Genomic DNA, 20,328 nt, shown 5'->3' on the forward strand with positions numbered 1-20,328 from the left:
AAGGTCCAGCTTGATCGCGTCAGACAGCCATGCCCTAATTGCCTCAAATACGGTTAATGCCCCTACATGCGTGTCGTCCAGTAAGTCCCGTTTTCGCGCGGATAGTTTGCCCGGACGTACACAGCAGAAAGTGGGCAGGTCTTTCCATGGCCGTCGATCCGTTGATCGAGCTGCGTGATGTGAACAAGTACTACGGCGAGCTGCATGTCCTCCAGGACATCGACCTCACCGTCGGCAAGGGGGAGGTGGTCGTGGTCATCGGCCCTTCGGGGTCGGGCAAATCGACGCTGTGCAGGACGATCAACCGGCTGGAGACCGTGCAGTCCGGCGAGATCAGACTGGACGGGCAGCCGCTGCCGGCGGAGGGCAAGGCGCTCGCCAGGCTCAGGACCGAAGTGGGCATGGTCTTCCAGTCCTTCAACCTCTTCGCCCACAAGACGGTGCTCCAGAACGTGTCCTTGGCGCAGATCAAGGTGCGCGGCCGCAAGAAGGAGGAGGCGGACCAGCGCTCCCGCGAGCTCCTGGAGCGGGTGGGCCTCGCCGCGCACGCCGGGAAGTACCCGGCCCAGCTCTCCGGCGGGCAGCAGCAGCGCGTGGCCATCGCCCGCGCCCTGGCCATGGACCCCAAGGCACTGCTTTTCGACGAGCCGACCTCGGCCCTCGACCCGGAGATGATCAACGAGGTCCTGGAAGTCATGCGGCAGCTCGCCCGCGAGGGCATGACGATGGTCGTCGTCACCCACGAGATGGGGTTCGCCCGCTCCGCCGCCAACCGCGTGGTCTTCATGTCCGACGGCCGCATCGTCGAGGACCGGGCCCCCGAGGACTTCTTCACCCACCCGGAGAGCGAGCGCGCCAGGGACTTCCTCTCCAAGATCCTCAAGCACTGACGGGGGGCGACGTGCTTCCGAAGCGACACACCATGCGTACGACCCGGCTGCTCGCGGTGCTCGTCCTGTCCGCGCTCACCTGCGCCGCCTGCGGCAAGGAGGGCAGCCCGCCGACCAAGGGCCCGGCACGCGACAAGCTCCCCGAGTACGCCGTGGCGAAGGACTTCCGGCTCCCGCAGTCGGCGACCTGGAAGAAGGCCAGGAGCCGGGGCCGCTTCGTCGTGGGGGCCAAGGAGGACCAGCCCTACCTCGGCGAGAAGGACCCGGCGTCGGGCACCTACTCCGGCTTCGACATCGAGATCGCCAAGATGGTCTCGGCGTCGCTCGGCATCGACCCCAAGGGCATCCAGTTCAAGACCATCGCGTCGGCTAACCGCGAGACCGCCCTCCAGAACGGGCAGATCGACTACTACGTGGGCACCTACACCATCAACGACAACCGCAAGAAGCTCGTCGGCTTCGCGGGCCCCTACTACATGGCGGGCCAGGGCCTGCTCGTCCGCTCCGACGAGAAGAGCGTCAAGGGCCCGCGGGACCTGGCGGGCAAACGCGTCTGCTCGGCGGCCGGATCCACCCCGTACCAGCGCATCCAGAAGGACTACCCGAAGGCCGACCTCGTCGCGTACGACACCTACTCGATCTGCGTCGACAACCTGCTGACCTACCAGGTCGACGCCGTCACCACCGACGACGCGATCCTGATCGGCTACGCGGCCAAGGTGCCCGACGAGCTCAAGGTCGTCGGCAAGCCGTTCTCGCGGGAGCCGTACGGGATCGGGGTGCCCAGGAACGACAACGCGCTGCGCCTGGCCATCGACGACGCCCTCGCCGCCCGCGAGAAGGACGGCGTCTGGAAGAAGGCCTATGACGCCACACTCGGTCTGTCCGGAGTGCCCGCGCCGAGCCCGCCCGCCATCGACCGCTACCCGGCGAGCTGAGGAGGCGTCGTGGACGTACTGACGGACAATTTCTCCACGTTCGGCGAGGGATTCCTCGGCACGGTCGAGCTCACCCTCTTCGCCTCGATCCTGGCGCTCGTGCTCGGCTTCCTCATGGCCTCCTTCCGGGTCGCGCCCGTCGGGTCCTTCCGGGCCTTCGGCACGGCCTGGGTGACCGTCCTGCGCAACACCCCGCTCACGCTGCTCTTCTTCGCCGTGCTGCTGGGCCTGCCGCGCTTCGGACTCGTGCTGCCGTTCAAGGTGTTCGCGGTGCTCGCCCTCGGCTGCTACACATCCGCCTTCATCTGCGAGGCGCTCAGGTCCGGCATCAACACCGTGCCCAAGGGGCAGGGCGAGGCGGCCCGCAGCCTCGGCATGACCTTCGGGCAGACCCTGTCGACGGTGGTGCTCCCGCAGGCCTTCCGGGCGGTCATCGCGCCGGTCGGCTCCAACCTGATCGCGCTGGCCAAGAACTCCGCGATCGCCGGCGCGTTCAGCGTCACCGAGCTGCTCGGCACGTACAAGACGCTCAACGAGCTGGGCTACGACATCGTCTGGACCTTCGTCTGGATCGCCCTCGGCTACCTCATCATCACCCTGGCCATCAGCGCGGTCTTCAACGTCCTGGAAAACCGCTGGGGAGTCGCACGATGAAAGCCATCTCCCACGATTCCACCGCCCTGTACGACTTCCCGGGCCCGAAGACCGTGCGCAGGCACCGGCTCTACGGGGTGCTCTCCACCCTCCTCCTGCTCGCTCTCCTCGCCTGGGTGCTTTACCTGCTCTTCGACACCGACCAGTTCACCTCCACGAAGTGGACGCCCTTCGAGTACGCGGGCATCCAGGAGCTGCTCCTGCGGGGCCTCGGCAACACGCTCAAGGCGTTCGCCATCTCCGCCGTCCTCGCGCTCGCCCTCGGCGGACTGCTCGCCATGGGGCGGCTCTCGGACCACCGCCCGGTGCGCTGGGTGGCCACGCTCATCGTCGAGTTTTTCCGCGCGATGCCGGTACTGGTGATGATCTTCTTCGTCTTCGTGGCGCTGAAGGTGCAGCCGCTGCCCGCGCTCGTGGCCGGACTCACGCTCTACAACGGCTCGGTGCTCGCCGAGGTCTTCCGCTCCGGCGTCAACTCCGTGGAGCACGGACAGAAGGAGGCCGCCTACGCACTGGGCATGCGCAAGTCCCAGGTCATGAGCCATGTGCTCGTGCCCCAGGCCGTGCGTGCCATGCTGCCCGCAATCATCAGCCAGTTGGTGGTCGCCCTCAAGGACACCTCACTCGGTTTTCTGATCACCTACGAGGAGTTCCTCCACGCCGGGAAGCTGATCGCGTCGAATCTCGACTACGATTTGCCCTTCATCCCCGTGGTCATGGTGATCTCACCGATCTACATCGGGATGTGTATGTTGCTCTCGTGGTTCGCCCAGTGGGTGTCCAGGCGTCAGCGGCGCAATCCCAAGACCGAGGCCGCGGAAGTAGCACCGGCCGAACCAGGAACGCTGCTGCCGAAGGGGGTGCCCCCGGATCGCTGAGATCCCGGGGGAGCAGCAGCCAGTAGGGCCATGCCCGACCGGCGGCAGCCGGAGATCACTGCTCACGCAGGGGACGGACCGTATGACGGGTCCGCCGCCGGTGAGGAGAAGGTCAGCTGCGCGCCGGACGGGTTGTGCTCGATCCGTGCCGCGCACCCGCTGCGTGGTGGTGTACCGCTCTCGCGTCCTTGGGCGGTGGCGACTCAGCGCAGGGCGCTCCTGGCCTGCCAGTCCGACCAGGAGACGTTCCACTCGCCGTAGCCGTTGCCCGGGTCGGGGGCGCCCTTGGAGCCGCTGCCGGTGACCTCGAAGGGGTCGCCGGGGCGGACCTGGCCGTAGAGCCAGCCGGCGTCGCCGTCGCTCATGCCGACGCAGCCGGAGCTGTGGTTGGTGTTGCCGAAATACGCGGCGTTCCACGGCGCGGCGTGCGCGTACATGCCCGACCAGGTCAGACGCATCGAGTAGTCGACCATCTTGTCGTAGCTGTCGCTGCCGGAGAGGCCGACCGTCTCGGAGCGCATGTTGATCGTGCCCTCCTTCGACATCAGGACGGACGTGCCGCCCCAGGAGGCCTTCTCGCCTCCGGGGGTGCCCGCGGACATCGGGAGCGTCCTGACCTTCGCGCCGCCCCGCACCAGCGTCGCCGTGCTGCTGTCCAGGTCCACCTTCACGGTCTGGCTCCGGCCGACCGTGAAGCCGGTGGTGTAGTCGCGCACGAACCAGCCGCCGTCACCCGAGTCGACGCCGTTGAGCCGAGCGTCCAGCTTCGCCTTCGTGCCGGACTTCCAGTACTCCTTCGGGCGCCAGTCGACGCGGTCCTTGCCGTCGTGGTTCTTGATCCAGCCCCAGGACCCGGTCGTGTGGTTCGAGGTCGTCACCTTGAGCTGTTTCTCGACCTCGGCCTTGTTCTCCACCGGGTGGTCGAAGGTGATCGACAGGGGCTGGGCCACGCCGACGGTGCTGTTCTTGCCCGGCGCCAGCGTCACCTTGTTGACCTCGTCGGGCGCGGCCGTCGCGAACGACTTTTTGGCGCTGCCGCCCTCGTCCGTGACCGCCCGCACGGTGTACGCGGTGCCGGGCGCCGCCTTGCGCCCCGAGGTCCAGGAGCCGCCGTCCGCCGCGAGCTTGCCGGGCAGCTCGGCCCCCTTGGCGTCGGTGACGGTCACCTGTTTCAGCCTGCCCTCGGCCAGCTCGACCGTGACCGGGCCGCCCGCCTTGGCCTCGCGGCCCGTGAGGTTCACCGAGATCTGCGGCTTCTCGGTGGCGGCCGATGCGTCGCCGCCGCCCGAGCAGGCGGTCAGGGCGGCGGTGAGGACCGCGAGGCCCGCTGCCGCCACGTGGGGGGTGCGAAGCGGGCGGCGGTGGCTCGAAGAGCTCTGCGGGGTCAAGAAAACTACCTCCGTGCGAATGGGGACTCCACGGAGAGAGCGCGGCAGACGCCGACGGGTTGCCCGATGTCCCGAAAATGACCGCTAGATCACAGTAGGACCCGGATGATCACGACTCGCGGTGGGCGCGCCGTCACTTGGCGCGATGGGAGCTGCGGGCCGACGGCGTGGGGAGCGGCGTCCGGGCGGCCCGCGTCACGTCCGCGTCGAGTTCCACGACGTCGGGACCGTACGCCTGCGAGTTGACGACCTTCAGGAGCAGCACGAAGGCGCTGCCGCCGTGCTTGCGGGCGAGCTTCTCGTGGTGGCGGGCGAGGTAGCGGGCGGCGGCCTGGCTGGCGACCGCGCGCTGGCCGCAGAAGAGGAACACCGGTCTCGCCTCCTGCCCCTGGTCGGCGGTGAGCCGCGCGAGGAGCACGTACTCGGGCAGGCCCGACTCCAGGCGGTAGCGCTCCGCGCCGACCTGGAAGGCGCCGCGGTCGGGTATCGGCTCGGGTTCGGTGTTCACCCGGACGCCCGGCAGCAGGGAGTGCATGTGCGCCGCCATGCGGCGGTTGGCCACCGGGCTTCCCACGCAGAATTCCGTGCGCTCGCCGAAGCTCTGCTGGGCCGCGTCGTGCGCGACGATCTGCGCGTTCGCCCCGCACTCCTTGATCACACCGGCGAGCTCCATGAGCGCGGACACGTCATGGCGGACCACGCTCAACTCGGGGCCGCTCGCGTCGCGGTTGACGACCAGCAGCGACTCCGCGTTCTCGGGCAGCCCGAAGAAGGCCTGCTTGCGGCGGAGCCTGCGCTTCCACAGAGAGCTCCGGGCGAGCCAGCCGAGTACGGCACTGACGCCGACCGCGATCAGGCCGAGGACGATGATGCGCACGTCTCCAGTCATGGGGGCGCATGGTAGCGGCACACCAAAACTGTGTTCGGGTCGGTCCTTACGCGAGGAGGGGCGCGAAGTTACGCTGCGCGGACGGCTGTTGACTGGAGGTACGAATGCGCCACGCTGTCGTACGCAATCTGACGCTATTGGCGGTCGGAGGGGTATTGGTGTCGGTCGGTGCCGCCGCGCCCCCTTCGCCTACGCGCTCAGCGGAACCGGCCGGAGCGGCCAGAGAAGGGACGGCCGGAGCGGCCAGAGCAGGGGCGGCCGGGGCTACCGCCGAGAAGGTGCCGGTCGCCGTCGGCCACGGCGGAGCGATCGCCAGCGTCGACCCCGACGCCTCGGCCGCCGGCATCGAGGTCCTGAGGAAGGGCGGCAACGCCGTGGACGCCGCGGTCGCCACCGCCGCCGCGCTCGGCGTCACCGAGCCGTACTCGGCGGGCGTGGGCGGGGGCGGCTACTTCGTCCACTACGACGCCAAGACGCACCGGGTCAGCACCATCGACGGCCGCGAGACGGCTCCCCGCACCGCGGACTCCGGGCTGTTCCTGGAGGACGGCAAGCCGATCCCCTTCGCCGACGCGGTCACCAGCGGGCTGAGCGTGGGCACCCCCGGCACGCCCGCCACCTGGCGGTCGGCGCTGGACAGGTGGGGCAGCAAACGGCTCAGCACGCTCCTGAAGCCCGCCGAGCGCCTGGCCCGTGACGGCTTCACCGTCGACCCGACGTTCCGCTCGCAGACCGAGTCGAACCAGAAGCGGTTCGCCGACTTCCCCGCCTCGGCGAAGCTGTTCCTGCCGGGCGGGGAGCTGCCGGTGGTCGGCTCGACGTTCAAGAACCCCGATCTGGCCCGCACGTACGAGGAGCTGGGCCGCAAGGGCGTCGGCGCGCTGTACCACGGCAAGCTCGCCAAGGACGTCGTCCGCACGGTCAACGAACCGCCCGTCGACCCGGACTCCGGCCGCGAGGTGCGCCCCGGTGACCTCTCCCTCAAGGACCTCGACGCGTACGAGGTGAAGGACCAGAAGCCCTCGAAGACCTCCTACCGCGGGCTCGACGTGTACTCCATGGCGCCCTCCTCCTCGGGCGGCACCACGGTCGGAGAGGCGCTCAACATCCTGGAGCGCACCGACCTCTCCAAGGCCTCGAAGACCAAGTACCTGCACCGCTTCATCGAGGCCAGCCGCATCGGCTTCGCCGACCGGGGCCGCTGGGTGGGCGACCCCGCCTTCGAGGACGTCCCGGCCAAGGAACTGCTCTCCCAGCGGTACGCGGACACGCGCGCGTGCCTCATCAAGGACGACGCCGTCCTCAAGAGCCCGCTCGCGCCCGGCGACCCGCGCAGGCCCAAGGCGTGCGCCTCGGGGGACAAGGCGGCGCCGACGACGTACGAGGGTGAGAACACCACGCACCTCACGGCGGCCGACAAGTGGGGCAACGTCGTCGCCTACACCCTCACCATCGAGTCGACCGGCGGCAGCGGCATCACCGTGCCCGGCCGCGGCTTCCTGCTCAACAACGAGCTGACGGACTTCTCCTTCGCGCCCGCGAACCCGAAGGTGCACGACCCGAACCTGCCCGGGCCCGGCAAGCGCCCGCGCTCCTCGATGGCGCCGACGATCGTGTTGCGGGACGGCAAGCCCGTGGTGGCGCTCGGCTCACCGGGCGGCGCGACCATCATCACCACCGTCCTACAGACCCTGACCGGCTTCGTCGACCGCGGCCTGCCGCTGGTCGAAGCGATCGCGGCGCCCCGCGCGAGCCAGCGCAACGCCGCGCAGACCGAGCTGGAGCCGGGCCTCTGGGACAGCCCGCAGCGCGCCTCGCTGGAGGCGATCGGACACTCCTTCAAGCGCACCGCCGAGATCGGCGCGGCAACCGGCGTCCAGCGCCTCCCGGGCGGCAAGTGGCTCGCGGCGGCCGAGAAGGAGCGCAGGGGCGGCGGCTCGGCCATGGTGGTGAGGCCGGAGAAGTAGCGAGGCGGTGAGATCCCGCCGGGACCGCGGATCGGAACCGGCGGTAACCCGCCAGGGCTCGGCGATGTCGGAGCCCTGGCGGGGCCCCGGCGGTGAGGCGTCGCGCTCGCGTCAGACTGCGTGTAGTCGTCCCGTAACGCATCTGATGTTATCTTCCGGACCGGAATACTCCTGTCTGGACGGGCGGAGCTGGTCGCATGACTGTCGGACAACTCCCTGATCAGGTCGGGGAGTTCGCGAAGTACCTGCGGGATCTGCTGGGACGGCTCGATCAGGCCGCCGGCTGGTGCGGGGTGTTCTGGCAGCGCGACCCGGACGGCATGCGGGCCTGCCTGGACGGCGTCGAGATCCCGCCCTGGGACGTGGTGCAGGCGCTGCTGCACGACCTCGCGGCGGACCGCGGCATCCCGGAGGCCGAGCGGGAGACGGAGCGGGCACGCACCCTGCACCGCGCCTCGCTCACGGCGTACGACGCGAGGCCCGGCGCCCGTGAGCTCCTGAGGGACCGGCTCGACATGATGCTCAGGGAGCAGCGGATCGCCGTGGAGCGGGAGGCGGAATTCGCGCGGCAGCTCGCCGCCGCGGTCAGTCCCGACGAGGCCGACCGTCTCACCCTCGACCTGGCGTGGGTGCGCGACGACCACGAGCGGGCCTCCGCGCGGTGCGTGGAGCTCCGGGAGCGCATGGACCGTCTCGACGCGGCGGAGCGCCCCTCGTGGGTGGAGTTCGGCCCGGCCGCGGCGCATGGCCGTGAGCAGGCCCATGCCCCCGGGTTCCCCGAGCCGCGCGGCCCGTTCGTACCGCCCCCCGCCGAGAGGGCCCCGGCCGACGTGACCGCGACGGAGGAGGCATCGCCCGGCGCCTGGTTCGAGCCGGCCATGCTCGATCCGGACGGCATGGACGGCATGGACGGCATGCATCGCGAGGGCACGCATGCCATGCATGACATTGATGGTATGGACGGCGTTGACGGTATGGACGGTATGGATGCACCGTCTGGACCGGATGGCGCGCACGATCCGCTTGCTCAACACGGCCACCCGCAGTACACGGCCCACGGCGATCCGCGAGCCACCGCCGAACTCCTCGCCCGGCTCCGCAAGGAGGGCCGCAGCGGCGAGGCGCACGGCGTCCTGGTGGAGGTCGCCGGGTGGCCCGCGGACCGGCTGCCCGAGCTCGCCGCGGAGCTGCACCACGCGGGGCTCGGCGCGGACTGGGCGACCCTGCTGTGGGAGGCCGCGTCCCTGCCGCCCGACCGCCTGGTCGCCCTCGCGGACGCGCTCGCGGGGACGGGCCGCGCGGAGGACTGCCGGAAGCTGCTGCGGCAGGGCGTCGCGCGTCCCGCCCCGGAGATCGCCGAGGCGATCCTCGCGCTGCTCGACGCGGGCCGGGAGCGGGAGGCGCGCGCCCTGCTCGACTCCTACCACCGGGTGCGCACCTCCGAGGACGCGGCGGCCTGCGCGCACACCGACCCCTACCGGCTCATCCCCCTGCTCCTGGAGACGGCACGTGCGGTCTCCGAGGAGCACCACTGGGACCTGGTGCACGCCCTGCGCGTCGCCGGGTTCAGCGCCTGACCCCGCCCCTTCCGTGCCCGTTCTCGCCCGCTCGGGTGCGAATCATGATCGACTCCGGCGCTTGCTGACGATGGTCTTGCTCAGCCCGCCGGGGAGGCTTACGTTTTCCTCTCTACGCACCCGGTCTACGTGCGTAGAGGCTCTCTGACGTCCCCTCGGGGACAGTCCCTCCAAGGGCAGGTGAAGGAGCAGCTCATGGTCAACGTCGTACGCGCCGCTCTGGTCCAGGCGACCTGGACAGGCGACAGCGAATCCATGATCGCCAAGCATGAGGAACACGCCCGGGAGGCCGCCCGGCAGGGCGCGAAGATCATCGGGTTCCAGGAGGTGTTCAACGCCCCCTACTTCTGCCAGGTCCAGGAGCCCGAGCACTACCGCTGGGCGGAGCCCGTGCCGGACGGGCCCACCGTCACGCGCATGAAGGAACTCGCCCGCGAGACCGGCATGGTGATCGTCGTCCCCGTCTTCGAGGTCGAGCAGTCCGGGTTCTACTTCAACACCGCGGCCGTGATCGACGCCGACGGCACGTATCTCGGCAAGTACCGCAAGCACCACATCCCCCAGGTCAAGGGCTTCTGGGAGAAGTACTACTTCAAGCCGGGAAACCTCGGCTGGCCCGTCTTCGACACCGCCGTCGGCAAGGTCGGCGTCTACATCTGCTACGACCGCCACTTCCCGGAGGGCTGGCGTCAACTCGGTCTCAACGGCGCCCAGCTCGTCTACAACCCCTCCGCCACCCACCGCGGCCTCTCCTCGCACCTCTGGCAGCTGGAGCAGCCGGCCGCGGCCGTCGCCAACGAGTACTTCATCGCCGCGATCAACCGCGTGGGCCAGGAGGAGTACGGCGACAACGACTTCTACGGCACGTCCTACTTCGTCGACCCGCGCGGCCGGTTCGTCGGCGAGCCCGCGAGCGACAAGGCCGAGGAACTCGTCGTCAGGGATCTCGACTTCGCCCTCATCGAGGAAGTACGACAGCAGTGGGCGTTCTACCGCGACCGGCGCCCCGACGCCTACGAAGGGCTGGTGCAGCCGTGACGGACCTCTACGACCGCCACAAGGCGGTGCTGCCCGAGTGGCTCGCCCTCTACTACCAGCGGCCCCTCGAAATCACCCACGGCGAGGGCCGGCACGTGTGGGACGCCGACGGCCGGAAGTACCTCGACTTCTTCGGCGGCATCCTCACCACCATGACCGCGCACGCCCTGCCCGAGGTCACCAAGGCCGTGGCCGAGCAGGCCGGGCGGATCATCCACTCCTCGACGCTCTACCTCAACCGGCCGATGGTCGACCTCGCCGAGCGCGTCGCCGCCCTCTCCGGCATCCCCGACGCCCGCGTCTTCTTCACCACCTCCGGCACCGAGGCCAACGACGCGGCGCTGCTCCTGGCCACCGCACACCGCCGCTCCAACCAGATCCTGGCGATGCGCAACAGCTACCACGGCCGCAGCTTCACGGCCGTCGGCATCACCGGCAACGCCTCCTGGTCGCCGACCAGCCTCTCGCCGCTCCAGACGCTGTACGTGCACGGGGGCGTCCGCAGCAGGGGACCGTACGCGGGGCTGAACGACGCCGAGTTCACCGCGGCCTGCGTCGCCGACCTGCGGGACATGCTGGGGCAAGGGCGCGGGGGAGTGGCGGCGCTGATCGCCGAGCCGATCCAGGGGGTCGGCGGCTTCACCTCGCCGCCCGACGGGCTCTACGCGGCCTTCAAGGAGGTCCTGGACGAGTACGGCATCCTCTGGATCACCGACGAGGTGCAGACCGGCTGGGGCCGCACGGGCGAGCACTTCTGGGGCTGGCAGGCACACGCGCGGAGCGGGCCGCCGGACATCCTGACCTTCGCCAAGGGCATCGGCAACGGCATGTCGATCGGCGGTGTGGTGGCCCGTGCCGAGGTGATGAACTGCCTCGACGCCAACTCCATCTCCACCTTCGGCGGCTCCCCGGTCACCATGGCGGCCGGCCTCGCCAACCTCACGTACCTCCTGGAACACGACCTCCAGGGCAACGCCCGGCGCGTCGGAGGGCTCCTCATCGAGCGGATCCGGGCCGTCTGCGCCCAGGTGCCCGCCGTACGGGAAGTGCGCGGGCGCGGCCTGATGATCGGCATCGAGCTGGCCGACCCCGGCACCGGCGGGCCCCATCCGCGGGCGGCGGCCGCCGTGCTCGAAGCGGCCCGCGAGGGCGGCCTGCTGCTCGGCAAGGGAGGCGGCCACGACACCAGCGTCCTGCGCGTCGCCCCGCCGCTCTCCCTGACCGTCGCGGAGGCCGAAGAGGGCGCCGCCATCCTGGAACAGGCCCTGCGCAGCGCCTAGCCGTGCCGCCTGGCGGCGCCTGGCCGTGCCGCCCACCCGAAGGGAGCGCACCACATGAGCAACCGCACCCTGATCCGCGGCGGTCTCGTCATCACCGCCGCCGAGGAGACCCACGCCGACGTGCTGATCGAGGACGGCAGGATCGCCGCCCTCGCCGCGAGCGGCAGCGCCGCGGCGGGCGCGTGGTCCGCCGAGCGCGTCATCGACGCCACGAACAAGTACGTCATCCCGGGCGGGGTCGACGCCCACACGCACATGGAGTTCCCGTTCGGCGGGACCGCCTCGTCGGACACCTTCGAGACCGGCACCCGGGCGGCGGCCTGGGGCGGCACGACCACCATCGTCGACTTCGCGGTGCAGTCCGTCGGGCACTCGCTCCGCGGCGGCCTGGACGCCTACTACGCGAAGGCGGACGGGCAGTGCGCGATCGACTACGCCTTCCACATGATCGTCTCCGACGTCAATGAGTCGTCGCTCAAGGAGATGGACGGCCTCGTCGGCGAGGGAGTGACCTCGTTCAAGCTGTTCACCGCCTACCCCGGGGTGTTCTACAGCGACGACGGCCAGATCCTGCGCGCGATGCAGAAGGCCGCCACGAACGGCGCGCTGATCATGATGCACGCGGAGAACGGCATCGCCATCGACGTCCTGGTCCAGCAGGCCCTGGCCCGCGGCGAGACCGACCCCCGCCACCACGGCGAGGTGCGCAGGGCGCTCCTGGAGGCGGAGGCCACGCACCGCGTCATCCAGCTCGCCCGGGTCGCCGAGGCGCCGCTGTACGTCGTGCACGTCTCGGCCGAGGAGGCGGTGGCGGAGCTGGCGGCGGCGCGGGACAAGGGGCTCCCGGTCTTCGGCGAGACCTGCCCGCAGTACCTCTTCCTCTCCACGGACAACCTCGCGGAACCGGACTTCGAGGGCGCGAAGTACGTGTGCTCGACCCCGCTGCGGCCACGGGAGCACCAGGCGGCGCTCTGGCGGGGCCTGCGCACCGACGACCTCCAGGTGGTCTCCACCGACCACTGCCCGTTCTGCTTCACGGGCCAGAAGGAGCTGGGCCGCGGCGACTTCTCCAAGATCCCCAATGGGCTCCCCGGGGTGGAGAACCGCATGGACCTGCTCCACCAGGCCGTGGTGGACGGGCGCATCACGCGCCGCCGCTGGATCGAGATCGCGTGCGCCGCGCCGGCGCGGATGTTCGGCTTCTACGGCAAGAAGGGCACGATCGCGCCGGGCGCCGACGCGGACGTCGTCATCTACGACCCGGCCGCCGAGCAGACCATGTCGGCGGCGACGCACCACATGAACGTCGACTACTCGGCGTACGAGGGCAAGCGCGTGCGCGGACAGGTGGAGACGGTGCTCTCGCGCGGCGAACCGGTCATCGAGCGGCGGGAGTTCAGGGGCCGTGCGGGGCACGGGGCGTTCGTGCCGCGGGGCTTGACGCAGTACGTGAACTAGCCTGAGGGGCCACCGTGGATTTTGGACTCGTACTGCAGACCGACCCGCCCGCCTCGGCGGTCGTGGGACTCATGCGGCGCGCGGAGCGCAACGGCTTCCGCTACGGCTGGACCTTCGACTCCGCGGTCCTGTGGCAGGAGCCGTTCGTCATCTACAGCCGCATCCTGGAGCACACCACGCGGCTGACCGTCGGTCCCATGGTCACCAACCCCGGCACCAGGACCTGGGAGGTCACCGCCTCGACCTTCGCCACGCTCAACGACATGTACGGCAACCGCACCGTCTGCGGCATCGGGCGCGGCGACTCCGCGATGCGGGTGGCCGGCCGCAGGCCCAACACGCTGGCCCGGCTCGGCGAGGCGATCGACGTCATCCGTGACCTGGCCGAGGGGCGCGAGGCGGACGTCGGCGGGCAGACGCTGCGGCTGCCGTGGGTGCGGGACGGGAAGCTGCCGGTGTGGATGGCCGCGTACGGTCCGAAGGCGCTCGCGCTCGCCGGACAGCGGGCCGACGGCTTCATCCTCCAGCTCGCCGACCCCTTCCTCACCGCGTACATGGTCAAGGCCGTGCGGGACGCGGCGGCCGAGGCGGGGCGCGACCCGGCGGACGTGAAGATCTGCGTGGCCGCGCCCGCCTACGTGGGCGACGACCTGGCGCACGCCCGCGAGCAGTGCCGGTGGTTCGGCGGCATGGTCGGCAACCACGTCGCCGACCTGGTCGCCAGGTACGGCGAGCACTCGTCGGCGGTGCCGGAGGCCCTCACGGCGTACATCAGAGCACGCAAGGGCTACGACTACAGCCACCACGGGCGGGCCGGGAACCCGGACACCGCCTTCGTCCCCGACGAGATCGTCGACCGCTTCTGCCTCCTGGGCCCCGTCGAGTCCCATGTGGAACGCCTCCAGGAGCTACGGGAGCTGGGCGTCGACCAGTTCGCGGTGTACGCGATGCACGACGCCCGGGAGGAGGCCATCGACGCGTACGGGTCAACGGTCATCCCGCGGCTCTCCTGAAACCGGCTGGAGCACGGAGGGCTCGGCTGGAGTACTGAGGGCCCAGTCATGGCCATGGCATGATCTCCGCGTGACCGTCACGTCGAGACCGCTCAGGCGCGCCGTGTTCCTCGCCGTGGCCCCGCTGCTGCTGGCCGGCTGCGGGCTCTCCGCGGAACTGGACCGGGAGATGGATCCGGCGCGGGAGGCGACGACGCCCGCGGCGGAACCGTCCGGGCCCGCCGAACCCTCCGGACCCGCCGAACCGTCCGGGCCCGCTGAACCCTCCGGCCTTGCGCTCGGGCCCACCACGCCGCCCGCCTCCACCGCCCCCGCCTGCCCCGAGTCCGGCTGGCGGATGTCGCCCGGCATGGTGACGGCCACCATGGGGCTGCGCGCGATGTCCGTGACGCTGACCAACTGCGGCAAGGGCGTGCGCGAGGTGAACGGCTATCCCGACATCCGCGTGCGCGGCCTGGACCGGCAGATGTTCGCCGTGACGGTGCTCAAGGGGACGGAGCCCGTGACCACCATGGACGACCCGGGACCGAGCCGCGTGCGCCTGCGGCCGGGACAGTCCGCGTACACCTCGCTCGTCTGGCGCTACTCGGCCGTGAACGCCGCCACCCGCGAGGGAAGCGGCGTCTACGTGGACATCGGTCCGGCCAAGGGCGAGGCGCGCCAGACCCTTGAGCCCGAGGGCGGCCTCGACATCGGCGAGACGGGCATGCTGGGCACGACGGCGTGGCAGCGGAGCCCCCAGGACGATGGCGCGAGCGGGGCCCGGCCCGCTACGGGACCCGTGCCGTCCACTCCGGTGCCGTGAACTTCGTGCGCACCAGCTCCTCCGCCCGCACGCGCTCCGCCTCCGTCACCCCGCCGGGAGTCAGGCCGTAGCGGGCGCGGAAGGAGTCGATCATTCGGTCGATCACCGTTTCGCGGGGCAGCCCCGTCTGGCGGCGGAGGGGGTCGACGCGCTTCTTGGCGCTCTTCGTGCCCTTGTCCGACATCTTCTCCTTGCCGATGCGGAGCACTTCCAGCATCTTGTCGGCGTCGATGTCGTAGGACATCGTCACGTGGTGCAGGACCGCGCCCGTGCCCCCCTCGGGAGCCACCACCCGCTTCTGCGCCGCCCCCGCGATCTTCCCCGCGTCCGTCGCGATGTCGTTGAGCGGCTGGTACCACGCCTTGATGCCCATGTCCGCGAGGGCGCCGAGCACCCAGTCGTCGAGGTAGGCGTAGCTGTCCTGGAAGGAGAGCCCCTGCACGAGGGCGTCCGGTACGGAGAGGGAGTACGTGATGGTGTTGCCCGGCTCCACGAACATCGCCCCGCCACCGGAGACGCGGCGCACGACGTCGATGCCGTGCCGGGCCGCGCCCTCCGCGTCCACCTCGTTGGACAGCGACTGGAAACTGCCGATGATCACCGAGGGGGACGCCCACTCCCACACCCGCAGCGTCGGCGGACGCCGGCCCGCCGCGACCTCCTGGGTCAGGACCTCGTCCAGGGCCATGTGCAGGGCGGGCGCCTGCGGTCCGTCGTGGACGAGCTGCCAGTCGTAGTCGGTCCAGTTCGTCGCCTGGGCCAGCGCGCGGCGCACCGCGATGCCGAGGCCCTCCGAGGTGAGGCCGTACATCACGGTGCCCTCCGGCAGTGCCGCCTCGACGCGGGCCGCGAGACCCGCGGCGTCCGTGTCGGCGGGGGCACCGTCGAGCGCGCCGTTGATCGCGTCGAGCGCCTCGTCCGGTTCCAGGAAGAAATCGCCGGCCACGCGCACGTGCCGCAGCACGCTGTCCTCCACGTCCAGGTCCACCACGACGAGCTTGCCGCCGGGAACCTTGTACTCACCGTGCACCGTGCTGCCTCCATGCCCCTGTTGTTCCGGAATCGTCCCCAACGCTAGCCGAGTGATCGATAACCTTCCGGGACCGGGAGACGGGGACCTCTGGCGCGGGCGTGCCGGAGTCCTCCCCCTCCCTGTCCCGAGCGCCCGCCACCCGGGCCGATGCACGGCAACAGCGAGGTATGAGGCCTGTGTTCACGACCCGACCGACCCTTCAGGGCACCTTCGGCATGGTGTCCTCCACCCACTGGCTCGCCTCGCAGTCCGCGATGGCCGTGCTGGAGGACGGAGGAAACGCCTTCGACGCCGCGGTAGCCGCCGGCTTCGTCCTGCACGTGGTCGAACCGCACCTCAACGGACCCGCCGGTGAGGTGCCCGTCATCCTCGCGCCGGCGGGCGGCGACGTGCGCGTGCTCTGCGGGCAGGGCCCCGCGCCCGCGGGGGCGACCGTGGCCCACTACCGCTCACTCGGCCTCGACCTCATACCCGGCACAGGACCGCTCGCCGCGGCCGTGCCCGGGGCGTTCGACGCGTGGATGGTGCTGCTGCGGGACCACGGCACGAAGTCGCTCGCCGACGTCCTCACGTACGCCATCGGGTACGCGGAGGACGGGCACGCGCCCGTGGAGCGGGTCACCGAGACCGTCGAGACGGTACGGGGACTCTTCGAGACGGAGTGGCCGTCATCGGCCGAGGTGTACCTGCCGGGCGGCGAGCCGCCGCGCCCCGGTGAGCTGCTGCGCAATCCGGCGCTGGCGGCGACGTGGCGGCGGCTGCTCGCGGAGGCGGAAGCGGAGGCGGAGGCGGAGGCCGGTGCCGGTGGCTCGGCCGGCGCGGGGACACGCGTCGCGGTGATCGAGGCCGCGCGCGAGGTGTGGCGCGGGGGATTCATCGCCGAGGCGCTCGTCCGGCAGGCCGGGGTGCCGACCATGGACACCAGCGGGTCGCGGCACACGGGGACACTGTCGGCACGGGACCTGCGGGGCTGGTCGGCCTCGTACGAGGACCCGGTCACATACGACTGGAACGGCTGGACGCTGTGCAAGGCGGGGGCCTGGAGCCAGGGCCCCGCGTTCTTGCAGCAGCTCGCGCTGTTGCCGCGGGACGTCGCGGAGCTCCCGGCGTACGGGTCCGCCGAGTACGTCCACCTGCTGGTGGAGGGGTGCAAGCTGGCCATGGCCGACCGGGAGGCCTGGTACGGGGACGCGGCGACCGACGGCGGCGTCCCGGTGGGCGAGCTGCTCTCGGAGGAGTACAACGCCGCCCGGCGGAAGCTGGTCGGGGAGACGGCCTCGTACGAGCTGCGGCCAGGCGCGCCCGGCGGGCGCTCCCCACGGCTGTCCGCGCACGCGCTCGCGGTGGCCTCGGGGGCAGGAGCGGTCGGGGCCGCCGAGGCCTTCGGGGGCGGGGAGCCGACCGTGGCCGGGGACGGCGGGACGCGGGGCGACACCTGTCACATCGACATCGTCGACCGCTGGGGGAACATGCTCTCCGCCACGCCGAGCGGGGGGTGGCTCCAGTCCAACCCCGTCGTGCCCGAGCTGGGGTTTCCGCTGGGTACGCGGTTGCAGATGGCGTGGCTCGACGAGGGACTGCCGAACTCCCTGACCCCCGGGAGGCGCCCGCGCACCACGCTGACTCCCTCGCTCGCCCTGAAGGACGGCGTGCCCGTCATGGCCTTCGGTACGCCCGGCGGCGATCAGCAGGACCAGTGGCAGGTGCACTTCTTCCTCGGCGTGGCGTTGCGGGACCCGGTGCGGGGCGGCCCGGACCTCCAGGGCGCGATCGACGCCCCCGCCTGGCACACGGACAGCTTCCCCGGCTCCTTCCACCCCCGCGGGATGCGCCCCGGCAGCGTGACGGTGGAGTCCCGGACGCCCGTGGAGGTCGTGGCGGAGCTGCGGCGCCGGGGGCATGACGTCCTGGTGGGCGGTCCTTGGTCGGAGGGCAGGCTGTGCGCCGTGGCGCGGGACCCACGCACCGGCGTGCTGTCGGCTGCGGCGAACGCGCGGGGGATGCAGGGGTACGCGGTGGGCCGGTGAGCAGGGCGGTGCGCACGGTCCAGTGGCCTCGCCGGGCGAAGCCAGGGGTTCCCCCGGGATTCGCCCCACGTTCAGCCGGGACGTACGCGTTGTCAGTGGGGCGTGCTCTCATGGAGGCATGATCGAAGAGTTCTTGACGCAAGGCGTTCACGATGTCGAGGAGGCCCTCAGGAAGGCCGCCGCGACCGAGGTGACCCCCCGCTTCCGGCAGCTCGCCGCAGGCGACGTCGTGGAGAAGAGCGGGCCCCACGACGTGGTGACGGTGGCCGACCGTCGCGCGGAGGAGCAGCTCACCACGGACCTGGCCGCCCTCCTGCCGGGCTCGGTCGTCGTCGGCGAGGAGGCCGTCCACGCCGACCCGACGATCTACGAGGCGATCAGCGGCGACGCCCCGGTCTGGATCGTCGACCCCGTCGACGGGACCCGGCAGTTCGTCCGGGGCGACCCCGGCTTCTGCATGCTCGTCGCCCTCGCGGTCGGCGGCGAGGTCAAGGCCTCCTGGACGTACGCCCCGGCCCTGGACGAGTTCGCCGTGGCGGTCCGCGGCAAGGGTGCCTGGCTCGACGGACAGCGGCTGACCGCCGGTGCGCCCGACGCGGGCAAGGCACTCGAAGTGGCCACCTCCCACCCCGACTTCACCACCGACGAGCAGAAGCACGCCCTCCTCGGGCTGCGGACCGAGGGTGTGCGCCCCCGGCCCTGCGGCTCGGCCGGTCTCGAGTATCTCGCCATCGCCAGGGGCGAGCTGGACGCCGTAGCCTTCTCGTGGGAGCTGGCCTGGGACCACGCCGCCGGGCTGCTGCTGGTCGCCGAGGCCGGAGGCGCCTCGCTGACCCTGTCCGGCGAGCCGTTCCGCATAGCCGGTGGCAACGCGCTGCCGTTCACCGCGGCGCGCGACGCCGCCACGGCCCGCCGGGTCGTGGATCTTCTCGCCGCGGGGGCCTGAGCCGGCCGGCCGGGACGTCCGGCCTATCCTGTGCGGCAGTGGCCACCGGCTGACGAAGGAGTCCGAAGGTGCCGTCGATGCTTGATGCCGTCATCGTGGGAGCGGGACCCAACGGGCTGACCGCCGCCGTCGAGCTCGCCCGCCGCGGCTTCTCCGTGGCCGTGTTCGAGGCGAAGAGCACGGTCGGGGGCGGGTCGCGCACCGAGGAGCTGACCCTGCCCGGCTTCCGGCACGACCCCTGCTCCGCGGCCCACCCGCTGGGCATCAACTCCCCGGCCTTCCGCGACATGCCCCTGGACCGGTATGGCCTGGAGTGGCTCCAGGCGCCGCTGCCCATGGCGCACCCCTTCCTGGACGGCAGCGCCGCCGTGCTGTCCCGTTCCGTGGGGGAGACCGCCGCTTCCTTCGGACCGCGGGACGCGGGGGCCTACAGACGCCTGGTGGAGCCCTTCCTCCCCAAGTGGGACGTGCTCCTGCGGGACTTCATGTCGCTGCCCATGAGCTCCCTGCCGCGCGACCCCGGCACCCTCGCCCGCTTCGGGCTCGCCGGGCTGCCTCCCTCGACGTGGCTGATGCGGCGCTTCCGCGACGACCGGGCCCGCGCCCTCTTCGCCGGTCTCGTCGCGCACGTCATCGCGCCCCTCGACGGCATCGTCACCGGCGGCGTCGGCATGGTCTTCGCGCTGGCCGCGCACGCCCGCGGCTGGCCCGTCGCCCGCGGCGGATCGCAGTCGATCGCCGACGCCCTCACCGCGTATCTGAAGGACCTCGGCGGCTCCGTCCACACGGACTACGAGGTCAAGCGGCTCGACGATCTGCCCCCCGCGCGTGCCTACGTCTTCGACACCTCGCCGACCGCGCTCGCCCGGATCGCCGGCCTCGGGAACGTGTATGAGAACTACCGCTACGGAGCCGCTGTCTTCAAGGTCGACTACGCCCTGGACGGGCCCGTGCCCTGGACGGCGCAAGAGGCGCGGTCCGCCGGGACCGTGCAGGTCGGCGCGAGCAGCCGGGAGATCGGCGCCGCGCTGCGGGCCGCCTCACGCGCGGGACGAGCACCGGACGCCCCGTTCCTGATCACCGTGCAGCCCAGCCTCGTCGACCCCTCCCGCGCCCCGGCGGGCAAGCATGTCTTCTGGGCGTACGGCCATGTGCCCAACGGCTGGCAGGGCGACCTGACCGACGCGATCGAGCGGCAGTTGGAGCGCTTCGCACCAGGCTTCCGTGACCGGGTCCTGGCCCGCGCCACCGCGGGACCGCCGGAACTCGCCGCGCGCAACGCCAACTACGTGGGCGGCGACATCGCCTGCGGTGCCGCGAGCGGGCTGCAACTGCTGCTCCGGCCCAAGCTCTCCCTCTTCCCGTACAGCACCCGGCACCCGGCCGTCTTCCTCTGCTCGTCGGCGACACCGCCGGGACCCGGCGTCCACGGCATGTCCGGGCACAACGCCGCCAAGGCGGTCTGGAAGCGGCTGCGCGCCGCATGAGGGAGAAGAGCGCGGAGCTCGCCGCCCGGGAAGACGCGTAACGCGCCGGTCCTGGCAGCG

17 protein-coding genes are annotated in these 20,328 nt (G+C 71.3%); 14 read left to right on the forward strand and 3 right to left on the reverse strand.

The window, feature by feature from the left end:
- Nucleotides 1–146 precede the first annotated feature (146 nt).
- Genes ACRAKF_RS31735 through ACRAKF_RS31750 form a run of 4 tightly spaced genes read left to right on the forward strand, consistent with a single transcriptional unit; the run spans nt 147 to nt 3,360 of the window.
- A complete protein-coding gene (locus tag ACRAKF_RS31735) occupies nt 147–890 on the forward strand; it encodes an amino acid ABC transporter ATP-binding protein (protein ID WP_447041151.1) in 744 nt (247 codons plus the stop codon).
- A 32-nt stretch (nt 891–922) separates the two neighbouring features.
- On the forward strand, nt 923–1,828 hold the full coding sequence (locus ACRAKF_RS31740) for a glutamate ABC transporter substrate-binding protein (RefSeq protein WP_447041152.1): 906 nt from the start codon (nt 923–925) through the stop codon (nt 1,826–1,828).
- Between the two features lie 9 nt (nt 1,829–1,837).
- On the forward strand, nt 1,838–2,482 hold the full coding sequence (locus tag ACRAKF_RS31745) for an amino acid ABC transporter permease (RefSeq protein WP_447041154.1): 645 nt from the start codon (nt 1,838–1,840) through the stop codon (nt 2,480–2,482).
- On the forward strand, nt 2,479–3,360 hold the full coding sequence (locus ACRAKF_RS31750; protein WP_447041155.1) for an amino acid ABC transporter permease: 882 nt from the start codon (nt 2,479–2,481) through the stop codon (nt 3,358–3,360). Before ACRAKF_RS31745 ends, ACRAKF_RS31750 begins: the two co-directional genes overlap by 4 nt.
- A gap of 203 nt (nt 3,361–3,563) precedes the next feature.
- On the opposite strand, the gene ACRAKF_RS31755 is transcribed toward ACRAKF_RS31750, so the two are convergent.
- Both ACRAKF_RS31755 and ACRAKF_RS31760 read right to left on the reverse strand, forming a co-directional pair.
- A complete protein-coding gene (locus ACRAKF_RS31755) occupies nt 3,564–4,748 on the reverse strand; it encodes a L,D-transpeptidase (RefSeq protein WP_447041156.1) in 1,185 nt (394 codons plus the stop codon).
- 133 nt (nt 4,749–4,881) lie between these two features.
- Entirely contained in the window at nt 4,882–5,637 is a 756-nt protein-coding gene (locus ACRAKF_RS31760) for a hypothetical protein (RefSeq protein ID WP_447041157.1), read from the reverse strand.
- Between the two features lie 104 nt (nt 5,638–5,741).
- Between ACRAKF_RS31760 and ggt the strand changes: the two genes are divergently transcribed.
- The 7 genes from ggt to ACRAKF_RS31795 all read left to right on the forward strand — a co-directional run bounded on the left by ggt (nt 5,742) and on the right by ACRAKF_RS31795 (nt 14,775).
- Nucleotides 5,742–7,604 (forward strand): gamma-glutamyltransferase, encoded by a 1,863-nt coding sequence (gene ggt, locus ACRAKF_RS31765; RefSeq protein WP_447041159.1) that lies wholly within the window; start codon nt 5,742–5,744, stop codon nt 7,602–7,604.
- Nucleotides 7,605–7,801: 197 nt separating this feature from the next.
- The gene (locus ACRAKF_RS31770; RefSeq protein ID WP_447041161.1) at nt 7,802–9,181 is read left to right on the forward strand and encodes a hypothetical protein; all 1,380 of its coding nucleotides are present in this window, start codon (nt 7,802–7,804) and stop codon (nt 9,179–9,181) included.
- Nucleotides 9,182–9,376: 195 nt separating this feature from the next.
- Entirely contained in the window at nt 9,377–10,219 is an 843-nt protein-coding gene (locus ACRAKF_RS31775; RefSeq protein ID WP_447041163.1) for a nitrilase-related carbon-nitrogen hydrolase, read from the forward strand.
- Nucleotides 10,216–11,499: an aspartate aminotransferase family protein gene (locus ACRAKF_RS31780; RefSeq protein ID WP_447041165.1), complete on the forward strand. Its 1,284-nt coding sequence runs from the start codon at nt 10,216–10,218 to the stop codon at nt 11,497–11,499. The genes ACRAKF_RS31775 and ACRAKF_RS31780 overlap by 4 nt, the downstream gene beginning before the upstream one ends.
- Nucleotides 11,500–11,553: 54 nt before the next feature.
- A complete protein-coding gene (gene hydA / locus ACRAKF_RS31785; protein WP_447041167.1) occupies nt 11,554–12,957 on the forward strand; it encodes a dihydropyrimidinase in 1,404 nt (467 codons plus the stop codon).
- 14 nt (nt 12,958–12,971) lie between these two features.
- Nucleotides 12,972–13,970, forward strand: a complete 999-nt coding sequence (locus ACRAKF_RS31790; protein ID WP_447041169.1) for a TIGR03842 family LLM class F420-dependent oxidoreductase — start codon at nt 12,972–12,974, stop codon at nt 13,968–13,970.
- A gap of 70 nt (nt 13,971–14,040) precedes the next feature.
- On the forward strand, nt 14,041–14,775 hold the full coding sequence (locus tag ACRAKF_RS31795; RefSeq protein WP_447041171.1) for a DUF4232 domain-containing protein: 735 nt from the start codon (nt 14,041–14,043) through the stop codon (nt 14,773–14,775).
- On the opposite strand, the gene ACRAKF_RS31800 is transcribed toward ACRAKF_RS31795, so the two are convergent.
- Nucleotides 14,741–15,805, reverse strand: coding sequence for a lipoate--protein ligase family protein (locus tag ACRAKF_RS31800; protein WP_447041173.1), 1,065 nt, complete (start codon nt 15,803–15,805; stop codon nt 14,741–14,743). The two genes, ACRAKF_RS31795 and ACRAKF_RS31800, sit on opposite strands and share 35 nt — an antisense overlap.
- A 179-nt stretch (nt 15,806–15,984) precedes the next feature.
- On the opposite strand from ACRAKF_RS31800, the gene ACRAKF_RS31805 reads away from it, so the two are divergent.
- The 3 genes from ACRAKF_RS31805 to ACRAKF_RS31815 all read left to right on the forward strand — a co-directional run bounded on the left by ACRAKF_RS31805 (nt 15,985) and on the right by ACRAKF_RS31815 (nt 20,268).
- Entirely contained in the window at nt 15,985–17,835 is a 1,851-nt protein-coding gene (locus ACRAKF_RS31805; RefSeq protein ID WP_447041175.1) for a gamma-glutamyltransferase family protein, read from the forward strand.
- A 118-nt stretch (nt 17,836–17,953) separates the two neighbouring features.
- The gene (locus ACRAKF_RS31810) at nt 17,954–18,781 is read left to right on the forward strand and encodes an inositol monophosphatase family protein (protein WP_447041177.1); all 828 of its coding nucleotides are present in this window, start codon (nt 17,954–17,956) and stop codon (nt 18,779–18,781) included.
- 77 nt (nt 18,782–18,858) lie between these two features.
- Nucleotides 18,859–20,268 (forward strand): phytoene desaturase family protein, encoded by a 1,410-nt coding sequence (locus ACRAKF_RS31815; protein ID WP_447041179.1) that lies wholly within the window; start codon nt 18,859–18,861, stop codon nt 20,266–20,268.
- Nucleotides 20,269–20,328 lie beyond the last annotated feature (60 nt).

The sequence above is a fragment of the Streptomyces sp. DSM 118878 genome (assembly GCF_052936595.1).

Bases quoted from the DNA above. Each gene is read 5' to 3' on its own strand.
- ACRAKF_RS31815 (WP_447041179.1), top strand. From the start codon at position 18,859: ATGCTTGATGCCGTCATCGTGGGAGCGGGACCCAACGGGCTGACCGCC.
- ACRAKF_RS31760 (WP_447041157.1), bottom strand. From the start codon at position 5,637: ATGACTGGAGACGTGCGCATCATCGTCCTCGGCCTGATCGCGGTCGGC.
- ACRAKF_RS31735 (WP_447041151.1), top strand. From the start codon at position 147: ATGGCCGTCGATCCGTTGATCGAGCTGCGTGATGTGAACAAGTACTAC.
- ACRAKF_RS31750 (WP_447041155.1), top strand. From the start codon at position 2,479: ATGAAAGCCATCTCCCACGATTCCACCGCCCTGTACGACTTCCCGGGC.
- ACRAKF_RS31770 (WP_447041161.1), top strand. From the start codon at position 7,802: ATGACTGTCGGACAACTCCCTGATCAGGTCGGGGAGTTCGCGAAGTAC.
- ACRAKF_RS31810 (WP_447041177.1), top strand. From the start codon at position 17,954: ATGATCGAAGAGTTCTTGACGCAAGGCGTTCACGATGTCGAGGAGGCC.
- ggt (WP_447041159.1), top strand. From the start codon at position 5,742: ATGCGCCACGCTGTCGTACGCAATCTGACGCTATTGGCGGTCGGAGGG.
- ACRAKF_RS31740 (WP_447041152.1), top strand. From the start codon at position 923: ATGCGTACGACCCGGCTGCTCGCGGTGCTCGTCCTGTCCGCGCTCACC.
- hydA (WP_447041167.1), top strand. From the start codon at position 11,554: ATGAGCAACCGCACCCTGATCCGCGGCGGTCTCGTCATCACCGCCGCC.
- ACRAKF_RS31775 (WP_447041163.1), top strand. From the start codon at position 9,377: ATGGTCAACGTCGTACGCGCCGCTCTGGTCCAGGCGACCTGGACAGGC.